The organism is Enterobacter sp. UPMP2052 (genome assembly GCF_053709675.1).
Genome location: NZ_JBSKJR010000003.1, coordinates 262,771 through 283,549, shown reverse-complemented (window position 1 = coordinate 283,549; position 20,779 = coordinate 262,771). Strand labels below are relative to the sequence as shown.

General features: G+C 55.3%; 22 protein-coding genes. 5 read left to right on the top strand and 17 right to left on the bottom strand.

From position 1 onward, the window contains the following. Both hpaE and hpaG read right to left on the bottom strand, forming a co-directional pair. The gene (gene hpaE / locus ACWKX3_RS13310; protein ID WP_454541926.1) at positions 1-1,467 is read right to left on the bottom strand and encodes a 5-carboxymethyl-2-hydroxymuconate semialdehyde dehydrogenase; all 1,467 of its coding nucleotides are present in this window, start codon (positions 1,465-1,467) and stop codon (positions 1-3) included. Continuing rightward, complete coding sequence (hpaG, locus tag ACWKX3_RS13305) at positions 1,464-2,741, bottom strand: 4-hydroxyphenylacetate degradation bifunctional isomerase/decarboxylase (protein WP_153681944.1); 1,278 nt, start codon at positions 2,739-2,741, stop codon at positions 1,464-1,466. The genes hpaE and hpaG overlap by 4 nt, the downstream gene beginning before the upstream one ends. Before the next feature lie 269 nt (positions 2,742-3,010). Between hpaG and hpaR the strand changes: the two genes are divergently transcribed. Together hpaR and tsr are read left to right on the top strand one after the other, a co-directional pair. Beyond that, positions 3,011-3,454: a homoprotocatechuate degradation operon regulator HpaR gene (hpaR, locus tag ACWKX3_RS13300; RefSeq protein ID WP_006174104.1), complete on the top strand. Its 444-nt coding sequence runs from the start codon at positions 3,011-3,013 to the stop codon at positions 3,452-3,454. Positions 3,455-3,536: 82 nt separating this feature from the next. Beyond that, positions 3,537-5,201, top strand: a complete 1,665-nt coding sequence (gene tsr, locus ACWKX3_RS13295; RefSeq protein ID WP_042319331.1) for a methyl-accepting chemotaxis protein — start codon at positions 3,537-3,539, stop codon at positions 5,199-5,201. On the opposite strand, the gene ACWKX3_RS13290 is transcribed toward tsr, so the two are convergent. From ACWKX3_RS13290 to ACWKX3_RS13235, 12 genes are all read right to left on the bottom strand, one after another. Next, positions 5,202-5,717: a GNAT family N-acetyltransferase gene (locus ACWKX3_RS13290; RefSeq protein WP_454541925.1), complete on the bottom strand. Its 516-nt coding sequence runs from the start codon at positions 5,715-5,717 to the stop codon at positions 5,202-5,204. Then, positions 5,714-6,268, bottom strand: coding sequence for a winged helix-turn-helix domain-containing protein (locus ACWKX3_RS13285; RefSeq protein ID WP_058609617.1), 555 nt, complete (start codon positions 6,266-6,268; stop codon positions 5,714-5,716). Before ACWKX3_RS13285 ends, ACWKX3_RS13290 begins: the two co-directional genes overlap by 4 nt. A 132-nt stretch (positions 6,269-6,400) precedes the next feature. Further along, positions 6,401-6,943 (bottom strand): helix-turn-helix transcriptional regulator, encoded by a 543-nt coding sequence (locus tag ACWKX3_RS13280; RefSeq protein WP_006174097.1) that lies wholly within the window; start codon positions 6,941-6,943, stop codon positions 6,401-6,403. A 210-nt stretch (positions 6,944-7,153) separates the two neighbouring features. Further along, positions 7,154-9,445, bottom strand: a complete 2,292-nt coding sequence (gene opgB / locus ACWKX3_RS13275; protein WP_088208910.1) for a phosphatidylglycerol--membrane-oligosaccharide glycerophosphotransferase — start codon at positions 9,443-9,445, stop codon at positions 7,154-7,156. 270 nt (positions 9,446-9,715) lie between these two features. Continuing rightward, positions 9,716-10,198, bottom strand: a complete 483-nt coding sequence (locus ACWKX3_RS13270; RefSeq protein WP_454541924.1) for a DUF2501 domain-containing protein — start codon at positions 10,196-10,198, stop codon at positions 9,716-9,718. Between the two features lie 82 nt (positions 10,199-10,280). Then, entirely contained in the window at positions 10,281-11,018 is a 738-nt protein-coding gene (gene dnaC / locus ACWKX3_RS13265) for a DNA replication protein DnaC (RefSeq protein ID WP_006174093.1), read from the bottom strand. After that, positions 11,015-11,560, bottom strand: a complete 546-nt coding sequence (dnaT, locus tag ACWKX3_RS13260; protein WP_006174092.1) for a primosomal protein DnaT — start codon at positions 11,558-11,560, stop codon at positions 11,015-11,017. Before dnaT ends, dnaC begins: the two co-directional genes overlap by 4 nt. A 114-nt stretch (positions 11,561-11,674) precedes the next feature. After that, complete coding sequence (locus ACWKX3_RS13255) at positions 11,675-12,103, bottom strand: organic hydroperoxide resistance protein (protein ID WP_006174091.1); 429 nt, start codon at positions 12,101-12,103, stop codon at positions 11,675-11,677. A gap of 83 nt (positions 12,104-12,186) precedes the next feature. Continuing rightward, positions 12,187-12,639, bottom strand: a complete 453-nt coding sequence (locus tag ACWKX3_RS13250) for a MarR family winged helix-turn-helix transcriptional regulator (RefSeq protein WP_006174090.1) — start codon at positions 12,637-12,639, stop codon at positions 12,187-12,189. Positions 12,640-12,681: 42 nt separating this feature from the next. Further along, positions 12,682-13,323: a TetR family transcriptional regulator gene (locus tag ACWKX3_RS13245; RefSeq protein ID WP_006174089.1), complete on the bottom strand. Its 642-nt coding sequence runs from the start codon at positions 13,321-13,323 to the stop codon at positions 12,682-12,684. A 67-nt stretch (positions 13,324-13,390) separates the two neighbouring features. Next, on the bottom strand, positions 13,391-13,864 hold the full coding sequence (locus ACWKX3_RS13240) for a threonine/serine exporter (RefSeq protein WP_006174088.1): 474 nt from the start codon (positions 13,862-13,864) through the stop codon (positions 13,391-13,393). Then, on the bottom strand, positions 13,855-14,631 hold the full coding sequence (locus ACWKX3_RS13235) for a threonine/serine exporter family protein (RefSeq protein ID WP_088208814.1): 777 nt from the start codon (positions 14,629-14,631) through the stop codon (positions 13,855-13,857). Before ACWKX3_RS13235 ends, ACWKX3_RS13240 begins: the two co-directional genes overlap by 10 nt. Positions 14,632-15,034: 403 nt before the next feature. On the opposite strand from ACWKX3_RS13235, the gene ACWKX3_RS13230 reads away from it, so the two are divergent. Next, positions 15,035-15,769: a helix-turn-helix transcriptional regulator gene (locus ACWKX3_RS13230; RefSeq protein ID WP_006174084.1), complete on the top strand. Its 735-nt coding sequence runs from the start codon at positions 15,035-15,037 to the stop codon at positions 15,767-15,769. Then, positions 15,769-16,404 (top strand): DNA-binding transcriptional activator BglJ, encoded by a 636-nt coding sequence (gene bglJ / locus ACWKX3_RS13225; protein WP_006174082.1) that lies wholly within the window; start codon positions 15,769-15,771, stop codon positions 16,402-16,404. The genes ACWKX3_RS13230 and bglJ overlap by 1 nt, the downstream gene beginning before the upstream one ends. Before the next feature lie 38 nt (positions 16,405-16,442). Here bglJ and ACWKX3_RS13220 read toward each other — a convergent pair whose 3' ends face one another. Next, entirely contained in the window at positions 16,443-16,901 is a 459-nt protein-coding gene (locus tag ACWKX3_RS13220) for a YbaK/EbsC family protein (protein WP_006174080.1), read from the bottom strand. A 328-nt stretch (positions 16,902-17,229) separates the two neighbouring features. On the opposite strand from ACWKX3_RS13220, the gene ACWKX3_RS13215 reads away from it, so the two are divergent. After that, positions 17,230-18,576, top strand: a complete 1,347-nt coding sequence (locus tag ACWKX3_RS13215) for a PTS cellobiose transporter subunit IIC (RefSeq protein ID WP_006174078.1) — start codon at positions 17,230-17,232, stop codon at positions 18,574-18,576. 94 nt (positions 18,577-18,670) lie between these two features. On the opposite strand, the gene fhuF is transcribed toward ACWKX3_RS13215, so the two are convergent. Continuing rightward, positions 18,671-19,459, bottom strand: a complete 789-nt coding sequence (gene fhuF / locus ACWKX3_RS13210) for a siderophore-iron reductase FhuF (protein WP_454541923.1) — start codon at positions 19,457-19,459, stop codon at positions 18,671-18,673. 93 nt (positions 19,460-19,552) lie between these two features. Further along, positions 19,553-20,617, bottom strand: a complete 1,065-nt coding sequence (locus ACWKX3_RS13205; RefSeq protein WP_042319329.1) for a GGDEF domain-containing protein — start codon at positions 20,615-20,617, stop codon at positions 19,553-19,555. Positions 20,618-20,779: the final 162 nt, after the last annotated feature.

The window sequence follows — 20,779 nt, the reverse complement described above, 5'->3', positions numbered from 1 at the left end:
TCAGATACCCCACTTTGGAATCGGATGGTTGCCCATCGAGATGCAGACGTTTTTCATCTCGGCGAACACCTCAAAGCTGTACTCGCCGCCCTCGCGCCCGATGCCGGAGGCCTTCACGCCGCCAAACGGCTGGCGCAGGTCGCGCACGTTCTGAGTGTTGACAAACACCATACCCGCTTCGATGTTGCGCGCCAGGCGCAGCACTTTGCTGACGTCCTGGGTCCAGATATAAGACGCCAGACCATACTCCACGTCGTTCGCCAGGCGCAGGCCTTCCGCTTCGTCCTTAAAGGGCAGCAGGCAGGCCACCGGCCCGAAGATCTCCTCCTGCGCCACGCGCATCCGGTTATCGACATCCGCCAGCACCGTCGGGCGCAGGAAGTTGCCGCCCTTCAGGTGCGCTGGCAGATCGGTGGGTTTATCCGGCCCGCCCGCCAGCAGGGTCGCCCCTTCCTCAAGACCGAGGCGGATATAGCCGGAGACTTTTTCCCAGTGCTGGGCGCTTATCAGCGCGCCAACCTGGGTGTTCGGATCGGTCGGGTCGCCCACGCGCAGGCGGCTGGCGCGTTCGGCGAAGCGTTTGACGAATTCCGTGTAGATGCTCTGCTGAATGAAAATGCGCGAGCCTGCGGTGCAGCGCTCGCCGTTGATCGAGAAGATGGTGAACAGGGCAGCGTCCAGGGCGCGCTCGATGTCGGCATCGTCAAAAATCAGCACCGGCGATTTGCCGCCCAGCTCCATAGAGTATTTTTTCAGCCCGGCGTTTTTCATGATGTTGCGCCCGGTGGCGGTGCCGCCAGTGAACGAGACGGCACGCACGTCGTGATGGCGCACCAGCGCATCGCCGGCCGTCGCGCCATAGCCCTGCACCACGTTCAGCACCCCCGCCGGGATACCCGCCTCCAGCGCCAGCTCGCCTAAGCGGTCGGCGGTCAGCGGTGAGAGTTCAGACATCTTCAGTACCGCAGTGTTGCCCAGCGCCAGGCACGGCGCGACCTTCCAGGTGGCGGTCATAAACGGCACGTTCCACGGCGAGACCAGCGCGCACACGCCCACCGGCTGCACCAGGGTGTAGTTGAGCATGGTGTCGTCGACCGGGTAGGTTTTGCCGTTCATTTGCTGGCACACCTCGGCGAAGAACGCGAAGTTGTGCGAGGCGCGCGGGATCAGCACGTTTTTGGTCTGGTGGATCGGCAGGCCGGTGTCAGCGGTCTCCAAGGCGGCGATCGCCGGGACGTTCTCGTCGATCAGATCCCCCAGGCGGCGCATCAGGCGCGCGCGCTCTTTCATCTGCAGGTTGGCCCATTTCGGGAAGGCTTCTTTCGCGGCGGCGACCGCCTGATGGATCTCCGCTTCACCGCCGGCGGCGACTTCCGCTAATACCTCGCCGGAGGCCGGGTTGGTGGTGTGGAAGTAGTCGCTACCCGCCACGTTTTTGCCGTTGATCCAATGGTTTATCTTTTTCATTTTGTCGTCTCCTCGCTGACAATCCGGTTGACCAGGCGACCTACGCCTTCCACTTCCACCACCACTTCATCGCCCGGGACCACGTCGGAGAGCCCCTTCGGCGTGCCGGTGGCGATCATGTCGCCTGGCTGCAGGGTCATAAAATCGCTCAGGTACGCAATCAGGAACGGGATGCTGAAGATCAGATCTGCCGTCGTGCCAAGCTGTCGCAGTTCGCCGTTGACGAAGGTGCGCAGGGTGAGATTGTGCGGATCGGGAATGGCGGCTTTCGGCACGATGTTCGGGCCGATCGGCGTTAGCCCGTCGCGGCTTTTCACCCGCAGGTTGGGGCGGTAGTAGTTTTCGAGATAGTCGCGGATGGCGTAATCGTTGCAGACGGTGTAGCCCGCAACAAAGTCCATCGCGTCGGCCTCACTGACCTTACGCGCGGTTTTGCCGATGACCACTACCAGCTCCGCCTCATAGTGCATGTACTCGACGTTGTTCGGGCGCACCGACGTCTGGTTATCACCGTTAAGGGTGTTCGGCGCTTTAATAAATACCAGCGGCTCGGTGGGCGGGGTGAAGGCCAGTTCGCTGGCGTGATCGGCGTAGTTCAGCCCGAGGGCAAACAGCGTGGCGTGCGGGGGCGTGGCCGGTGTAATGGCGACGTCGCGTTCATCCACTACCGGGTTTTCCAGCGGCGGGAAGCCTTCTGCCAGCACGCGCACCCGATCGCCGGGGCGCAGCGCCACGCGGTGATGCGGGGTGCCGAGCAGAATGGCATCGCCGGGGTTAAGGGTGGCGAATTCGCTCAGCGCGCTCAGCAGCTCGGCTGCGTTTCGCTGGAGATCGGCGGTGTTCCAGCGATCCGCTTCGCGGCCATTGATGTCGGTGATGATGGTCAGGTTATCTACACTGTCGACGGCGACCAACTCGCCAAGCGGGCAAAATCCGTCCCGGCATTTCGCCTTGATTGCCGGGCGGTAAAAGCTCTCTTCCGGCAGGCTCACTTCGTTAGCCAGCGCGTAGCCGGCGATGTACTGCCCGGCGTCCTCAACGCGAACGCGGCGGGCCGTTTTGCCCACCACCAGCGCGACCGTTGCGCCGCTGAGCACCGTTTCACCTGCCGGGAACGGGATCGGCTCGCCTGTTGAGATCACCGTGTTATGCGGTTTGATAAACCACACCGCGGTTTTCGGCGGCGTGGTGTAGGGCGCTTTTTCAAACGCCTCGCGCCAGGCATCACGCTGGCTCTGGTGGTTTAACGCGACGGCAAAAACAGTACCTTTCATTGACATACTCCTCGGGCCGGAGGACCGGGCCGTGATTTCATTAATATGTTAATGATCTGGTTTTATGCTTTTGCTGGTCATTTCGCAATCACAAGTGAAAAATTTGTGATATGAATAACAATAAATTTACAATCTGGTTCTAAAGTCTTTTGTAATCATGTGCTTAATAAAAGTGAGCGCTTTCTGTTAGACTTTTTACGGAAAAACGCGTTGTTTATAAAAACATCTTATTCTAATTGTTTACGTGTTAATGATTATCGGGGAGCGCTATGCATGACTCATTAACCATCGCCCTGCTTCAGGCGAGGGAAGCGGCGATGTCGTACTTCCGGCCCATCGTGAAGCGGCATAACCTGACCGAGCAGCAGTGGCGCATCGTGCGCGTGCTGGCCGAACATCCGTCGATGGACTTTCACGACCTGGCGTTTCGGACCTGTATTTTGCGCCCGAGCCTGACGGGCATCCTCACGCGTATGGAGCGCGACGGCCTGGTGCTGCGCCTGAAGCCGGTTAACGACCAGCGTAAGCTGTACGTGTCGCTGACCAAAGAGGGCAACGCCCTGTATCAACATGCCCAGGCGGAGGTTGAAGAGGCCTATCAGCGGATCGAGGCGGAATATACGCCGGAAAAGATGAAACAGCTCACGGCACTGCTGGAAGAATTTATCGCACTGGGAGACCGGAACGGTGAAGAGCGTGATGCGTTGGAATAAACACCACATTTAGTACGATTTTCGTAAAGTTTTCTCCTCGCAGGCCGAAAATTCTGTTATCTGTCTGATGGAAAGAGAAAACATGTTAAATCGTATCAAGATTGTTACCAGCTTGCTGCTGGTTTTAGCCATTTTTGGCTTACTACAGCTGACATCCGGTGGTCTTTTCTTTAACGCGCTGAAGCACGACAAAGAGAATTTCACCGTTCTGCAAACCATTCGCCAACAGCAATCCACGCTGAACGGCAGCTGGGTGGCACTGCTGCAAACCCGTAATACCCTCAACCGTGCGGGCATCCGCTACATGATGGATCAGAGCAATATCGGCAGCGGCGCGACCGTTAACGATCTGATGCAGATTGCCGCCGCATCCCTGAAACAGGCGGAAAAAAACTGGGCCGATTATGAAGCCCTGCCGCGCGACCCGCGTCAGAGCGAGGCCGCCGCGATGGAGATCAAGCGTAACTATGATATCTATCACGGCGCGCTGGCTGAGCTGATCCAGCTGCTGGGCGCAGGCAAAATCAACGCCTTCTTCGACCAGCCTACCCAGAGCTATCAGGATGGCTTCGAGAAGCAGTACGTGAGCTACCTGCAGCAGAACGACAAGCTGTATCAAACCGCGGTAGAAGACAGCAATAGCTCCTATAGCCAGGCCATCTGGGTACTGATAAGCGTGCTGATTGCGGTGCTGGTGGTGATTGTGGCCGTCTGGCTGGGCATTAAGCAGGCGCTGATCTCTCCGCTTAATCGCCTCGTTGACAGTATTCGCCATATCGCCAGCGGCGACCTGGTGAAGCGCATCGACGTAGACGGCAGCAACGAAATGGGCCTGCTGGCCGACTCCCTGCGCCATATGCAGGGCGAGCTGGTGCGTACCGTCGGCGACGTGCGTAACGGCGCGAACGCCATTTACAGCGGCGCGAGCGAAATCTCTATGGGTAACAACGATCTCTCCTCCCGTACCGAGCAGCAGGCCGCGTCTCTTGAAGAGACCGCAGCCAGCATGGAACAGCTGACGGCAACCGTGAAGCAGAACGCCGAGAACGCCCGTCAGGCCAGCAACCTGGCCCTGAGCGCCTCCGAAACCGCGCAGAAAGGCGGCAAGGTAGTGGATAATGTGGTGCAAACCATGCGCGATATCGCGGGCAGTTCGCAGAAAATTGCCGACATTATCAGCGTAATCGACGGTATTGCTTTCCAGACCAACATCCTGGCACTGAACGCGGCGGTGGAAGCGGCGCGTGCGGGCGAGCAGGGTCGCGGCTTTGCCGTGGTGGCCGGTGAAGTACGTAACCTGGCCCAGCGCAGCGCCCAGGCGGCACGCGAAATCAAGAGCCTGATTGAAGACTCCGTGGGCCGTGTAGAGATTGGGTCTACGCTGGTTGAAAGCGCCGGTGAAACCATGGGTGAGATCGTCAATGCGGTCACCCGCGTGACCGACATCATGGGCGAAATCGCCTCTGCGTCTGACGAGCAGAGCCGCGGTATCGACCAGGTGGGACTGGCGGTGGCCGAGATGGATCGCGTCACGCAGCAGAACGCCTCGCTGGTGGAAGAGTCCGCTGCGGCGGCCGCGGCGCTGGAAGAACAGGCCAGCCGCCTGACGCAGGCGGTTGCCGTGTTCCGCATTCAGCAGGAGCAGATGAAAGCGCGTGAAATCGCCTCAGCGAAAACCGTTGCCGCACCGATGATGGCGCGTAAAGCCGCAACGGCAGACGCCGGTGATAACTGGGAAACGTTCTAATTAGCCAGGAGGCAGACGCATGGCACAGCGAGAGCCATACGCGAAACCGTGCGCTGCCTCTTCCTCTCTTTTCTGCCGCAGTTCGGGCGTCAGCGCCTCATCTGCCACTTCCGCAAACCCCAGCTTCGCATAGAAAGGGGCGTTCCAGGGGACGTCACGGAACGTCGTGAGCGTCAGCGATGTCAGCCCCCGCACTTTCGCCGCTTCAGCCACGCAGTGGATCAGCCGCCGACCTAACCCTTTTTGCTGCCAGCCGGGATCGACCGACACTTCTACGATAAACAGCGACGCCGGATGCGCCTCTGCGAGGATAAAGCCGACGGGACGATCGTTCGCCAGCGCCAGCCAGCTCAGGTCTTGATCTACGTAGCCGAGGTGCTGCTCTGCGCTGATGACGGCACTCTCTGCAAGCCAGGCGAGGGCCGGCACGTCACGAAAACGCTGGGCCGCTGCGCGCTCAATGGAGGGCAGGTGAGTCACATCTTCTCGGGTTGTCGTACGAAAGGTGATCTTCATGGCGGGAAGTATAGCGCGTCCGTCCGCAGGGGTGCGGCGATAAAAGGGCACTCCCCGACGAGAAAACGTGCGGACATTTCGGCGTGCGCCGGGGTCTGCGTTTCCCCGGTGTTCCAGAGACAGAGCGCGATCGCAACGAGGTTAATAAACGTACATAACACCAGCGCTGGCGGAAAGCACCGCGGTGCGTCGCTGTGCTTATCGGCGGGGTCGGGCAGCGGCTGTACCCTGATGTCGGCGCTCAGCATGAACCCCTTTTTGGGCACGGTGACGATTGCCGGCTTTTCTGGCACGAAGCCTGCCAGCAGTTTTCGCAGGATGCTGATGTACTGGTTTAACGAATTATTGGAACCCTGCACGCCGCGCGCGTCCCACACCTCGCTGAAAAACAGCTCGCGTTCAACGACGTTGCCATGGTGGCGGACCAGCAGTTTCATCACGGCATTTGCGGTGCCGGTAAGGATCTGATGCGCGTCGTCTGGTGCATCGATATGTGAAAAAGTCCCCTCTTCATCGTTATAGACGAGGACATCTGCGAGCAGGTATTTCATAGCGTGTTGTAAAAAACAGTGAGATCGAAGAGTAAACGTCCATGAGACCAGACGGCTATTTTAACGCAAATGTTACCGATAACATTGATCCTGATTGGGATAACGCCGATCGGTTCGGGGACGTTATCAGCGCTAGCGCGACGGCCGATTCAGCAGGCTAATTTTTTGGTGAAATTCCGCCAGATTCTGGCAGCGGAACTTGGTCATCGCGTTTCGCTTGTGGGTATAGATGGTTTTGGGCGATTTGTGCAGCATTTGCGCGATGCGCACCAGGCTGATCCCTTTGCTGATCAGCGAGCAGACCTGTAACTCCTGACGGGTGAGGGTAGGTTCGGGCTCGCTTTCAGCCGTGAAGTCGGCATTGTTGAGCTGCTGGCTCAGTTCCTTGAGTGAGAGTTTACCGCTCAGCACCTTGACGCGCGCATTCGGCAGATACACGTTGATCGCGTTGACGCGGTGTTCATCGGTAAAGAGTAGCCAGCCGCTGTCGCCTGCCGTGTTCATCACCTGCTCGCGCATGCGCAGGATATTTTTTGGGGTCACCTCGTTAATCCAGAAGATATCCGGGCGGGGGGTTATCATCGTTGGGATGAGGGTCGTCAGGCCCAGCCACAGAAAATAGTTGTCGCTCAGAATGACAATCTGAAAGGGGGGAAGCGTGTTTTGAGGGGTCATCACCGTGTAATCTAAGAGTAGCCCGCCATACTGGCGATCGCGGAATTATTCGCATGAAGAATGACAAGGTGACATTTTAAAGTAAGTGAAATTAACAGAATAATTATAAATAGATTAATCTAAAATTTAGTGAATAAGGCTGATTTATAATATTTATAAAGATTTTCATTCTGGGTTTATTAAGCCCGGCAGAACGCCGGGCTGCGGGGATTAACTCTCGCGGTTGACGATTTTGATTTCAACCATGCCTATCCCCAGCTTACGGGGCGAGTGGCCGAGAATATTGCCTTCATTGGTAGACTGCGGATCGGGCGGCACAATCACCAGCGTGTTGCTTCGGGACGGGTTCTCGAAGTGCAGCGTGGTGGTGCTCACGTCATTACCCAGCGTCAGCGTCTGTTCGCTATCGCCTACCCTCACCGGTATCGGACGGTTGGCGTTGGGGCCATACGCCCTGGCGGTGATCACCACATCGAATTTCTGCGGCAGCGGATGGGTGTATTCTATCTTCACCTCATCGCCCAGCTGCGCGTTAGACCAGCGGCCCCAGGATTCCGGGCGTGAAATTCCGCTGAACTGTTTAACCTCTTCCGGCGCGCCTGCCACGTTAAAGATGAAGCTGTCCGCTTTGTAGCGAATGTCGTTATCAACAATTTTGAGCATATCAACGTTTCGCTGATAGCGCGCGGTATCGATAACCGTCTCTTTAAACGCGGTTTTGCCTTTCCATTGCGCGCTGTCCACATGCTGAACGGTCTGCTCTCCGCCCAGTTGCCCCTGCGAGACACACCAGTCGGTCGAGAGGGACAGCGGCTGTGACCAGAGCTGGCCCATCTTGTAGCAGCGGTCAACCCAGACAAAGTTGTCGCGCGGGGCGAAGTCGGCCAGCTGGAAGCGCAGCGGTGCGGAGTATTCGCTTTCCGGCAGCGGCTCAACGCGGTTGTTCGACACGCGCAACAGCAGCGGCAGGCGGAAATGGCTCCCGGAGAACGCGATCATCTTTTTATCGCGATCGATGGTGAAATCTTTCATCTCTTTCGGGAAGTTCCACAGGCGGATAATGTCCGGCTTCCAGGCGAGGATTTTCTCCTTCATGTTGAGGAACACTTCCGACAGCGACTGGCCCGACAGCGTACTGCGCCCAAGGCCAATGAAGTTATCGCCCCCCAGGATATCCAGCACGGTGGCACCGTTATCCATCGAGTTACGTTTGGTGGCAATCACATCCTGCTGCGGCTGGTCGCCGCGCAGAACAAAGAACAGGTTGCTGCGGTCGTGCTTGTTGAGCTGATCCCACGCGCCGTTTTTCATCGCCAGGTGGTCTGAAGAAACCACGATCACCGTGTTTTTAAAATACGGAGAGGCTTTGATTTTTTCGATTAACGCGGCGATGTGCTCCTGGCTACAGGTCACGGCGCTGAACGAAGTGTTGTTTTTACCGTCGATCTCATAGCTTTTACGCTTGCAGGTACGCGAGACAAAGCCGTCAGGGTGGTGCGTATCCACCGTCAGGGCAAAAAGGGAGAAGCGTTTGCCAGCGCGGGAAAGCTCTTCGAATTTTTTCCAGGTTTCATCCAGAACGGTGTCGTCGTAGAAGCCCCAGTCGTTACGGTAGGTGGGATCGGCCACGGTGGTTTTCAGCTCTTCTGAGCCATACAGATGGTCAAAACCGTGGGATTTCAGGAACACATCTTTACCGGCAAATCGCAGGTTTGCGCCCTGCATGAAATAGTTTTCATAGCCGGAGTTTTTCAGGATGTCGCCGAGGCAAATATTCTGCGGGAAGAAACTCGACATCGATGCCGATGCGTTACCTTCAAAGGGGGCGAAGAGCGGGATACCGCACTGCGAGGCAACCATCCCCGCAATGGTGTAATCGGTACCCGGTAACTGCATGGTGTGGCTGAAATCCAGCCCTTGATCTTTCAGCGCGCCAAGTTCGGGCGTCAGGTTCGGGAAGGCGGTGTTATCGAAGTAGGTGCGCTCCAGACTTTCGCCGTAGATATAGACCAGGTTGAGCGTTGGGCTGGCGATTTTTTTCGACGGCTCTTTGTACCAGGCCATGAAATCCGGGTCGCCATCGCGCGACTGGGATTTGACCAGCTCGGTAATCTGGTGGAAGGCCGGGCTGGCATCAACGGAGGCCAGCGCCAGACACAGCGCCAGCAGGCTGTAGCCGACATGATGAGGATGATGCCGACGACGGCGCAGCACCCAGGCCAGGGTGCCGAAGATTACTACCAGCGCCAGAACTAGGCCGATACCCGGAAGTATGTACTTACTAACTCCTGCGCCGGTCAGGCTGTTGGTCAGGGTATAAAGCACCGCGTCGTTAATACCGTCGCCGGTAAAGTAATCGCTGGCATAGAGGGTAATATTCAAAATAACAAAAATGCCGAGTACCACCAGGGTAGCGATAAACCACCAGGTGTTACGGCCAGCTTTCCAGGCATAAATGCCAACGGAAGCCAGAAAAAGGGCAAGGGACATTAACTCTGACAACAGCATATCCTCATGATGCCAGTTACTTAGCTGGCTAACTGATTCTTTTTTGGGTAATACAATGTAATTGCGAAGTCGTTAAGCTGCAATTTTAGTGTCACGAAAGTGTGCTGTTGTTAGGATTTGGTTTATAAAATCACTTTTTTGAAGGCGGTCGCATCATGACGTGTGGGCGCTAAGACGGGGGCAGGAAGGTAAAACACCCATTTAAGGCCGCGACGCAAGGTTAACGCAATAAACGCGGCCTGTTGTGGCAGAAAATGGGGTCGATCAGGAGAGGAAATTAACGCCTTGTTTTAGTACCAGATCGCAGGCTTTGGTTTTCACCTTTTTCGCCAGCGCCGAGTCGCCCAGCGTGCTCAGGTTAAGCTGCTGACCGTTTTGTGCGTTGAGCAGGCCTTCGATACCCTCCATATAGTTGGTATCTTGCTTCTGCTCCTGAGTGTCCAGGCCCAGCTTGCCCAGTACCTGGTTTTTAATGTTTTCGGTGTCGGTTACGGACGCCAGTTTCTGCTTCGCGCAATACCCCAAAATACCCGCCGCGTTGTTCATGGTTCCGGCGCTGAGGCTCTGGGCGCTGTTACCCAGCAGGCTGGTGAGGGACGAGGCCGACAGTCCGCCCTGTGAGCTGGCGCTCTCTTTGGAAAGCTCGTTGGCTGCGCTGGAGAGGGATTCCTGCCATGACGCCGCCTGTGCCGCGCCGGTGAAGAGAAGTGCGCCTAAAAACGTGCTGATAAGAAACTGTTTTTTCATAATGGTCTACTCATGAGATCCGTCTGGTGCAAAAGTGGCCCCAGTATATACCCCTGGGTCCCGCGCATTTCCTGGAAATATCCTAATACTCTTTGCCGGTGACGCGGCTGCGGAAGCTTTCCCAGTCGAAGATGACATACAGGCTGTTGCCGAGCTTCATGCGGTCCATCACCCGTTCCCCGAGCAGGCGAGTCATCTCATCGATGTTGTGGTTGGTCAACATGCCCGTAGGACGTTTTGAGGAGGAGCGGCGGTCGACGATCTGGTTGATGATCACTTTTTCATAGCGTGACTCGGTCTGAACGCCAATCTCGTCAATTACCAGCAAATCGACGTTACTCAGGTCATTCAGCAGCTGTTCTTCGCTGGTCTCGCGGTTGCTGAAGGTGTCTTTCATGGCAGACATAATGTCGGCCACGGTGATGATCAGCACCGATTTTCCGCGCAGCAGGAGTTCATTGCAGATGGCCGCCGCGAGGTGGTTCTTGCCGGTGCCGGGCTTGCCGCTAAAGATAAAGCTGGCGATGTTGCCGTCGAATTCGTTGACGTACTGGCGTGCGGCAGCAAGCGCGTTCATCTGCCCGGTCGTTTCAACCTTATAGTTGTCGAAAGAGCAGTTCTGATGCAGCGGGCGAATCCCGGAGCGGTTAAACGTGCGCTGCATTTTCATGGCGCGGTTTTCACGCGCGAGGGCGGCCGCGCGGATTTCGCCTTGCTCTTTTTGCCATGCGAGCAGCTCTTCACCCGTGGTAAACGCGGGTTTGACGTTGGCAGGCATCATTTTCTGCAGACGTTTCATCAGGTCGCCGACGTTTTTCATTTCGCACCTCGGAATCCATTAGGGATCTGTTTATCCGGTTCACAAAACGCGTTGATATCGCGTTTGGGCTGCCCGTTATTGCTGGCGCGGTTGATCTGCACGCTGCGGGCGAGCTTTTGCTGCCACTGAACATGATGGAATACTTTGCCTTCGGCCTGCCAGTAGGCGGTGAACGCGGCCAGCTCTTCCGGCGTGACGGGCTGGGAAAGTGCAATACCCCACAGCGCCGCCTGACGCTGAAAATCGGCATCCGGCTGCCAGCCAGAATACATAGGGAATTTCCCCATCGGCACGGCCACGGGGGTGTTATCCGGCTCGTCAAAGAACTGGTTGTCCAGCGCGACGTCGCTCGCCGGGCGCGACAGGCGCGCTTCGATGTCCAAAAGCTGTGCCAGACGTTCAGGCGTTATCGCATAAAACGCCGGCGCGTTGTCGGCAAATACCGCAAGCGTGCCGCCTTCGGCGTGGGTTAACACACCGCGGGGATCGCGCATAAAGGCATCAATGCCAGCAATGCTGGTGGTCAGAATTCTGGAGGACATAACACTTTCTCTACTGATTACTGCGGGCGTGATTGGAGCTTATGGTAGCACAGAGAGAAGGGGGGAAGGAGGGGGAAGCTAACCCTCTCCGACAGGAGAGGGTTAGGGCAGACATTACGCGATGATATTCAGCGTCACGTCGATATTTCCGCGAGTCGCGTTAGAGTACGGGCAGACGATATGGGCCGCGTCCACCAGCTTTTTGGCTTCTGCAGGATCCATGCCTTCAACGTGGATGTTCAGTTTTGCTTCAATACCAAAGCCGGTTGGCAGTGGACCGATACCCACTTCACCCTCAATAAAGGCCTCTTTTGGCAGGGTAAATTTGTCGCGCGCAGCAACAAATTTCATTGCCCCCAGGAAACAGGCGGAGTAGCCCGCCGCGAAAAGCTGTTCAGGGTTGGTGACGTCACCGCCCATGCCGCCCATCTCTTTTGGGACGCCGAGCTTAACGTCGAGGACGCCGTCGGAAGAGGTTGCGCGGCCATCGCGGCCTCCGGTGGCTTTGGCTTTGGCAGTGTAGACAACTTTTTCTAAAGACATGGCAGGTTCCTCATCTTGTGCTTAATTGTGCTATTAAATAGCGTGCGATTTATATGGGTAATAAAAACGCGTAACGTATAGCGCTACGCGCGGTGTAACTGGTGACGCAAAAGTTCCAGCTGGTGCTTAAGCGCCAGCATCGTGTCGGTGTCGCACTGGGCGGCACAGCCCACGGCCTGGGGGATCCCCGTGGCCTGCTGTTGCAGGCTGCGCCCGGCGTCCGTCAGCGTGACGGCGACCTGACGTTCGTCCTGGCGTGAGCGCTGACGTGTCAACAGACCGGCTCCCTCCAGACGCTTCAGCAGGGGGGTGAGCGTTGCGGAATCCAGAAACAACCGTTCACCGATGTCCGACACGGTAATGTCATCCTGCTCCCACAGCACCAGCATAACGAGATACTGAGGATAGGTCAGGTTAAGCGGCGCCAGCAACTGCCGGTACAGCTTATTCAGCGCCAGATTTGCCGAGTAAAGGGCAAAACAGAGCTGGTTATCCAGCAGCAGCGCAGCGGTGGTGTCGTTCGTTTTTGCGTTCATGAAATAAAGATAGATTGTGCGCGATATAATTGCAAGCGATTTTTATGGACAGGTATAACGCAGCGCAACCTGTACCGCCATTTTCCGGTAGTGTTCGCGCTGGGCCGCTTCGTCCGCCCCCTCTTCAAACAGCAGGGTGAAGGTGTAGCTATTGGCAACATAGTGGAAGCTAAAGCTGCTGATTAAACGGTGCAGGTCGCGGGCATCGACCGTCTGGTTAAAGAGCTGCTTCGCCTTGCCGCGTCGCAGAATCGCCTCCAGCAACTCCAGCGCGCTGCGGTTAACCTGGCGCAAATAGCTGGACTGTTGCATAAAGCGCCCGCGCTGCATGTTCTCCATGCAGATAATACGGATGTAGTCCGGGTGGTCGGCGTGGTAGTCAAAGGTGGCTTCCACCAGATGCACCAGCGCTTCAACCGGCGGTAAATCGGTAAGGCTGAGCGCTTTCTCGCTGGCCCGGATTTGGGTGTAGACATACTCCAGCGCCAGCAGATAGAGATTTTCTTTATTTTTGAAGTGGTACACCACCATGCGTTTGGTGGTGCCTGCTTTCTCGGCAATCTGCTCCATGCGGGCACCGTTCAGGCCATATTCGGCAAACAGGGCGATAGCGCTTTGGAAAATCGTTTCCTTCAGGCTCGCACCTTCAGGGTGATCGGGGAGTTCGCTGCCAGCGTTAGCCACATCCTTTCCTTATCATCACAAAACAGAATGCAGGGATTATTACCCTGCCTGCGTGAGAACTCAAACGTCAAACGCGGGGACGCTTGCGATAGAGCCACAGCCCGGGGATCGACAGGCCGATAGAGAGCGCACCGACGATGGAGGAGGCCTTGAGGAAATTGCTCAGCAGCAGGATCATTTGCGGTTCGCTGTAGCCGAAGTGGCTGATTTTTACCGCCGAAATCATGGCCGTGTAGGCCGAGATGCCGGGAAACATGGGGATTACCGCCGCAACGGTAAAGACCTTGGGATGGGCCAGATACCAGCGCGACCATTGTATGCCAATGCTGCCCACCAGCATGGAGGCCATAAAGGTTGACCATTCGATATTAAACCCCGCCGTCATCATGACCATGCGGGAGCCGTGCCCGATGGCACCCAGCAGTGCACACCAGGGCAGGGCGCGTTGCGGCACGTTGAAGACCATCGCAAAGCCGATGGCGGGAATGGCGGCCAGCAGCATGTCCTGAACCAGGGCCAGCAGAAATTCGATTATGCCCATCCACGTAACCCCCATAACGTCATGGCCATCACCACGCCAATGCACGTCGCCAGCGTCAGCAGGCTGGCAATTGCCCAGCGCGCCAGGCCGGTATTGATGTGCCCTTTGAACATATCGGCGACGGCGTTAATTAACGGAAAACCCGGAACCAGCAGCAGCACGCTGGCGGCCATGGCGACGGTTGAGGTATTCGTGAAGGCCGGCAGGCGCAGCAGCAGGCCCGACACCGTCGTCGCCACGAAGGCGGTGATGCAGAAGTTAATCTGCGGGTGTAACTGCCTGTGGGTCAGCAGTTGTCGGACATACATGGCGATGCTGCTGGCGAAGAAGGTAATGGCTGCGCCGTCCCAGCCGCCGCTGTTCAGCTTGCAGAAACAGGCGCACGACAGCCCCACCATCAGCACAACCAGCCAGCGCGGGTAGCGCAACGGCTTGATCTGGTTGAAACGTTTTTCGCACTCTTTCAGGTCGAGAAGCTTGTGCTCCGCCAGAATGACGATGTGCTGCACCTCTGTCACCACGTGCATGTTGATGCCGCGATCGTGGTTTTTACGGGTGGATGTCAGGCACTGCCCGTCCTTAATGGTGGTCAGCACGATAGCGTTGGACGAGATGGAGCTTTCCACCGAGTCCATGCCCAGTGCCAGCCCGAGGCGGGTCGACAGCTCCTCAACCAGAGCGCTCTCCGCCCCGTGCTGTAAAAGAAAAAGCCCGCACTGAATACAGAGTCGCGTGGTGGCACGTTGCGTTGACCGGTCTGCCTGCATGTGATGCCCTGAAGAGAAAATGGATAGCCTGCCTGATGGCCCTGAATGTCTACTTTTAACACAAAGTGCGCCCTGCCTTGCTCTGGGCCAGATCAAGATTTGTGCAAACTGCGGCCAGGAAAAGTCGAGAAATGCGGCTGTATTATTTATATTGTGAATGTATTTCGTATATATAGTGAGAATATATATTAATTATTTCTAATTTTATATTTTCATTATTTTAATGTCGATATAATTAATTTTAATTGTTATCTGTGAGATATTAGTCCTGTATTGGGCGTTTCTTAAATTATATCTGTCTCGCATTCTTCTCGTCGTAATCCATTTCGCCCACAAGGATGAAAACAGGTTGAGCCTCAGGGCTTTTAATATTCATGTCAATCAATAAGGACACGGAGGGTCTATGTTGCCATTGAAGAGTAAGCACGGCGTTGTTATTAGTAAGGTGCCCGTGATGCAGTGCGGGTTGAGCGGGCTCATGGAGCGTCATTTTCCCGACTACGAACTGACCTGCTGTCGTTCATTACAGGAATTAACCCTGCTTCAGCTTCGCCGTGCTGACGTTATTATTGCCGATATTTCAGGTGATTATCGGAACCCTCGCGGTACGCTAGAACAGTATTACGGCTTACTGAATCAGTACAGAGATATTCACTGGATATTTTTGGTATCCCGCCCCCTCTACCCTCTGGCGGTCGAACTGCTCATGCGCCCTGAAAGCACACTGCTTTCAGATATGGAACCCACTGAAGGGGTGATAAGCGCAATTCGTGCCGGCAGCGAACGTGCCGAGCGAATAAGCCAAACCCTATTAATGCCAGAAACCCCTGACCTGGACGAAGAGAGCGAGCAGTTTGTTGCGCTTACGCACTCTGAACGCAAGGTGCTACGCCTGCTGGGTAAGGGCTGGGGAATTAACCAGATTGCAACGCTGCTTAAGAAAAGCAACAAAACGGTCAGCGCACAAAAGAACAGTGCGATGCGTCGGTTGTCTCTGCGCAGCAACGCCGATATGTACGCCTGGATCAGCAGTACTCAGGGAATGCGAGAGCTGAGCTTAATGTCGGCCTATGGAGAGTTTGAGGAATGGAAAAGACCACAGCAACAAGACATATCGCCGTCATCGAAAATTGCGTAATGAGCGCCGTTGGGCTGGAGCATCTCTTCACCCTGCCTCAGTTCAGCCAGTATCAGATGCATATGTTTAGTCGGTTCGACAGCTTTAAAGCGGCGCTCCCCCACATACCATTTTTCTCAGTGATCTACTCACTGTCAGATGAACGTGAAGAGCGTCGTAACTGCCTGGCCTGTTTACGGGATCTGACGTTTACGCACGGGAATATCCAGCGCATTGTGCTGGCCTCTGATGACGTCGAAGCGAGGCTGATAAGCCATCTTTCTCCTTCGCGGCTTCATGGCATCATCAGTAAAGCCGTGCCCCTGAGTCAGCTGCTGGAAGAGCTGGTCGCGCTGTTAAACGAAACGCATCGGGTCAATGAAAACATGCTGAACCACTGGCATGTCAGCCAGAACAGAATGTTAAGCCCAACGGAGCGGGCTATCCTGCGCTACATGTCCAACGGCTATTCTATCCCGGAAATTGCCGCGCAGCTTGAGCGCAATATTAAGACTATCCGGGCGCATAAATTCAACGCGATGGTCAAACTGGGCGTCAATTCTGACGTCGGGTTGCTGGATGCGGCAGATATTATTACGCATCTTCCTGCCCGCGAAATACGCGGTGCGGTGTTGACGTCGCCAGCCTTCCTGTAACTTATCACGCCTGCGCCAGAGCTCTTCTGGCGCTGCGATTACACGCACACATCGACCCACTTTGCTGACGTCAATTCGGCCATTCTGTCAGGTGAAATCCGAACGGCGCTGTGGATAGCACCGGCTGCAGGTAAGACTTCACTGTACTGTTTTAAGGTGATGTCGCAGTAGACCGAAAGGGGATTCTCCAGTCCGAACGGGCAGACGCCGCCGACGGGATGCCCGGTGATGTTCACCACCTCATCACTGCTGAGCATGCGGGCTTTTGCGCCGAACGTCTCCTTCAGCTTTTTGTTATCCAGCCGCGCATCGCCTTTTGCGACTACCAGGATTACCTCATTTTTGACCTTCAGCGACAGGGTTTTGGCGATTTGTCCTGGCTCCACGCGGTGGGCTGCAGCGGCAAGCGCAACGGTTGCAGTACTTTGGCTAAGCTCGATCACTTCTATATCCGGTGCGTTGTCGGCAAAAAACTGCTGTACAGACTGCAAACTCATTGTTTCCTCCTGACAAATATCCTGCGTAATCTGTCATAAGAAATTATCCTCTGTAAATATCTCTTAAGTAACAAATACCCCATTGGGCCGATTTCTGGATCGCCTTCACAATCACAGAAACCGGTTACAGTAACCGGTTGCAGAGCGTGATGCGGAGATTAATACTGAGTACGTAACGTCCCCTGTATCTAATAATAAGAGCAAATTATGAAATCAATTCATCTTAGCAGTACCGCGGGTATAAAAGCCGGCAAGGTTGTGAAGCTGATGTATGGAACAACGTGTGGTGCCCCCGCGCCCGTAATGAACGTCTGACAGGAGATCCTTTATGTCTGCCAACCATGCTGCTTTTAATCTGATATTCCGTTTCGTCGAGAATTACGTCAGCCCGATAGCCGGGCGGATCTCCTCCCAGCGTCATGTTATGGCTATCCGTGACGGATTTATTTCCGCGATGCCGTTCATGATCGTTGGCTCATTCTTGCTGGTGTTTGCTTATCCACCGTTTTCGCCTGATACCACATGGGGTTTTGCCCGTGCATGGCTGGATATGGCGAAGCAATTTGAAGGGCAAATCCTGACGCCGTTTGATATGACCATGGGCATTATGTCCATCTATATCTGTGCCGCCATCGCCTACAACCTGGGCAAGCATTACGTTAAGTCGCACCAGCTCGATCCTTTCATGTGCGCGATGCTGTCGCTGATGGCGTTTTTGCTGGTGGCCGCGCCTAAAACCAAAGGCACGCTGCCGGTTGATAGCCTGGGCGGCACCGGGATCTTCACCGCGATTCTGGTGGCGGTCTACTGCGTTGAGTTGATGCGTTTCCTGAAAACTTACAACATTGGTATTCGCCTGCCCGATCAGGTGCCACCGATGATCAAGAACTCGTTTGACCTGCTGATCCCGGTGCTGGTGGTGGTGCTGACGCTCTATCCGCTGAGCCTGCTGATCCAGTCTGAGTTTGGCATGCTGATCCCGCAGGCCATCATGTCTATCTTCAAACCGCTGGTTTCTGCCGCCGACTCCCTTCCGGCGATCCTGCTGGCGGTGCTGATTGGCCATTTACTGTGGTTTGCCGGTATTCACGGCGCGGCAATTGTCTCCGGTATGCTGCAGATGTTCTGGCTGACCAACCTCGGCGCAAACCAGACTGCGCTGGCGTCCAGCCTGCCTCTGCCGCACATCTTTATGGAAGCCTTCTGGACGTTCTTTATCGTTATCGGCGGCTCGGGCGCAACGATGGGGCTGGTGATTTGCTATCTGCGCAGCCGCTCGGCGCATTTACGCTCGATTGGCCGTCTGAGCGTGGTGCCAAGCTTCTTTAACATCAATGAACCGGTCATATTCGGTACGCCGATTGTGATGAACCCGGTGTTCTTTATTCCGTTCCTGCTGGCGCCGATGGTCAATGCCGTGCTGGCATGGTCGGCGATGAAGTTCGATCTGATTGGCCGCGTGATTTCTGTTGTGCCCTGGACTGCACCTGCGCCAATCGGTGCTGCATGGGCGCTGGGCTGGGATTTCCGGGCAGCCATTCTGGTGATTGTGCTGGCGTGCGTGTCGGCGATTATCTACTTCCCGTTCTTTAAGGTGTACGAGAAGCAGCTGCTGGAGCAGGAAGCCGAAGAAGCGCAGCGTAATAGTGAAGAGGAAAACCAGCAGGTCGCCTAGGTAAACGCAAAACGGCAACGCGTGGTTGCCGTTTTTGGTATTTTCAGAGGAGCAAGGCCGGGTAAGCGTTAGCGCCATCCGGCCAATCACACGCTTATTTCAGCGTACAATCCCCGCACTGCTGGACATCCGGCAGACGATAGCGCTGGCAGCAGGTACGACGAACCAGCAGCCCGTCACGCGGCACGACGGTACGGAAGAGGGGATTATCGCGACCATCCGAAAGCTGTTTGGCAAAGAAACAGGCGTGGCGAAGGGCATCAACCTGTTCGTCACCCAGCAGCGGTTTCATCTCTGTCAGATACCAGTGGATAAGATACCCGGTATTACTCCAGATCAGTTTCCCGTTGATCTCGCCCGTCTCTTCCAGCGCATCGATAACCGGGATCAGCGCCTGAGTGACCAACTTTTCCATGCGTTCCTGTGCGGACAGATGTGCTGAGTGACGGTCCTCGTGAAGATCGATCCAGAAGCAGGCGGCACGTCCCGTCTCATGAAACTCGACGTGGAAATACTCCGGGGAGAGATCCAGCATCGAATCCTGAGTCAACAGCGCCAGCATGAGAGGGGGCACCATCAGCCCGATATACCACTGCGCCCACAGGGAGAGCAGCGGCTTATTTTCCCGCGCAAGCGTAGGCTGGTTGCGATAGATATGATCGGAATAGGCGGCCAGCAAAGACTGGCGTTCGGCAGGGCGTCGCCACTGCGCCAGCGTCATCACATGGTGGGGCGGAACCTCATCCAGCTTGATGAAATCCAGCAGATGCGCGCGTGTTTCAGCAATCTTATCCCGAATGGCATCCGCAAGCGTAGCGCTACCCGAGGAGAGGGGGGCTCGCCAGATGAGAGGCTCTACGGTATGTGCGGTACGAGTGGCCATAGGATTGACGTGAATCTAAATGATAATGATTGCCAATCCTAACTATTGATCATACCGATCGCAAGCCTTTTGTCCTGGATGTGCGAAGCCGCGTCAGGCCGACGGCAGCTCGTCGCTCAACAGGATGTTATTCCGGCCCATATGTTTGGCTTCATAAAGCGCTTTATCCGCCTTTTCCAGCGCGCGCTCAGCGTCTTCATTCTGATAGATAGAAATACCGATGCTGATGGTCACGTTGGTGGCGACGCTTTCATTGAACATATGTGGAATTTTAAGATCGTACACCTTCTGGCGAATATGTTCCGCCGTCTGCCGGGCATGCTCCAGCGAGATATTGCTCAGCAGAACCATAAACTCTTCGCCACCAAAGCGGGCAACGATATCGCGTGAGCGCACCGCGTCGCGGATGGCCGCAGAGACGCGCATCAGTGCTTTGTCACCCATCATATGGCCGTAATGGTCGTTGTAGGCCTTAAAGTGATCGATATCCAGCAGCAACACAAAGTGTTCACCGTTGTCTGGCGTGGGCAGGTTATCCAGACGGCTTTGCAGACCCCGGCGGTTATACAGCCCGGTGAGAGGGTCCATCATGCTGAGATCGGTCAGGGTTTCTCGTTCCTCAAGCAAACGCGAAAGCAGCGCCTGGGCGAATTTGTCGTTACGTCTTTGCAGCACATGATGAATGCCGATCGCTACCACGGGCAGCGCGAAAAAGAACATCATTCTTATCCAGCTGTCGTGATCGCTTAACCACAGGCAGACAATAAAGGCGGGCAAAGAGTGCAGCGTGAACGCTTTGATATTGCTGGCGAAGGCCAGCGATCCGATAAAAAGCACCGTTAATAACGCCATTATTAAATAGGTCGAATGATCGTGCGTAATTAACGAAAATTTAGAGGCGATCTGCCAGGCCCATAAGACGCCAAAAAGCGCAGACACCGCCGGAATATTTACCTTTAAGGTTTTGTTTACCCCGTGCCAGACGAGTAAGCCCGTGCTGATCGTTAACACGGCAAGCAGAGGGAACGATAACGCGCGTATGGAATAGAGCGGGTTTGTCACCGAGAAAAGCGCTGATGTTGCATTCAATAATAAAAACAAACGTAACGATAACTGATATTTACTATTGACTAAAGACCGCCAGGATTGTGATGTCATATTCGTGCGTTTTATTAAAATTCAATTAAAACAGATATATAGGTGTTGGTTTTAAAGAATGGATGCAAAAAACGTTATTTATAATTATCAGAAAAACTTTATAGGTAGTTAACAGGTGTGCAATTTATCACCTTACACATTTGCTGTCATTACAGGAAAGGT

Excerpts from the sequence above, each read along its gene's own strand:
- hpaE (WP_454541926.1), bottom strand. The coding sequence starts at position 1,467 with ATGAAAAAGATAAACCATTGGATCAACGGCAAAAACGTGGCGGGTAGC.
- hpaG (WP_153681944.1), bottom strand. The coding sequence starts at position 2,741 with ATGAAAGGTACTGTTTTTGCCGTCGCGTTAAACCACCAGAGCCAGCGT.
- hpaR (WP_006174104.1), top strand. The coding sequence starts at position 3,011 with ATGCATGACTCATTAACCATCGCCCTGCTTCAGGCGAGGGAAGCGGCG.
- tsr (WP_042319331.1), top strand. The coding sequence starts at position 3,537 with ATGTTAAATCGTATCAAGATTGTTACCAGCTTGCTGCTGGTTTTAGCC.
- ACWKX3_RS13290 (WP_454541925.1), bottom strand. The coding sequence starts at position 5,717 with ATGAAGATCACCTTTCGTACGACAACCCGAGAAGATGTGACTCACCTG.
- ACWKX3_RS13285 (WP_058609617.1), bottom strand. The coding sequence starts at position 6,268 with ATGAAATACCTGCTCGCAGATGTCCTCGTCTATAACGATGAAGAGGGG.
- ACWKX3_RS13280 (WP_006174097.1), bottom strand. The coding sequence starts at position 6,943 with ATGACCCCTCAAAACACGCTTCCCCCCTTTCAGATTGTCATTCTGAGC.
- ACWKX3_RS13270 (WP_454541924.1), bottom strand. The coding sequence starts at position 10,198 with ATGAAAAAACAGTTTCTTATCAGCACGTTTTTAGGCGCACTTCTCTTC.
- dnaC (WP_006174093.1), bottom strand. The coding sequence starts at position 11,018 with ATGAAAAACGTCGGCGACCTGATGAAACGTCTGCAGAAAATGATGCCT.
- dnaT (WP_006174092.1), bottom strand. The coding sequence starts at position 11,560 with ATGTCCTCCAGAATTCTGACCACCAGCATTGCTGGCATTGATGCCTTT.
- ACWKX3_RS13255 (WP_006174091.1), bottom strand. The coding sequence starts at position 12,103 with ATGTCTTTAGAAAAAGTTGTCTACACTGCCAAAGCCAAAGCCACCGGA.
- ACWKX3_RS13250 (WP_006174090.1), bottom strand. The coding sequence starts at position 12,639 with ATGAACGCAAAAACGAACGACACCACCGCTGCGCTGCTGCTGGATAAC.
- ACWKX3_RS13240 (WP_006174088.1), bottom strand. The coding sequence starts at position 13,864 with ATGGGCATAATCGAATTTCTGCTGGCCCTGGTTCAGGACATGCTGCTG.
- ACWKX3_RS13235 (WP_088208814.1), bottom strand. The coding sequence starts at position 14,631 with ATGCAGGCAGACCGGTCAACGCAACGTGCCACCACGCGACTCTGTATT.
- ACWKX3_RS13230 (WP_006174084.1), top strand. The coding sequence starts at position 15,035 with ATGTTGCCATTGAAGAGTAAGCACGGCGTTGTTATTAGTAAGGTGCCC.
- bglJ (WP_006174082.1), top strand. The coding sequence starts at position 15,769 with ATGAGCGCCGTTGGGCTGGAGCATCTCTTCACCCTGCCTCAGTTCAGC.
- ACWKX3_RS13220 (WP_006174080.1), bottom strand. The coding sequence starts at position 16,901 with ATGAGTTTGCAGTCTGTACAGCAGTTTTTTGCCGACAACGCACCGGAT.
- ACWKX3_RS13215 (WP_006174078.1), top strand. The coding sequence starts at position 17,230 with ATGTCTGCCAACCATGCTGCTTTTAATCTGATATTCCGTTTCGTCGAG.
- fhuF (WP_454541923.1), bottom strand. The coding sequence starts at position 19,459 with ATGGCCACTCGTACCGCACATACCGTAGAGCCTCTCATCTGGCGAGCC.
- ACWKX3_RS13205 (WP_042319329.1), bottom strand. The coding sequence starts at position 20,617 with ATGACATCACAATCCTGGCGGTCTTTAGTCAATAGTAAATATCAGTTA.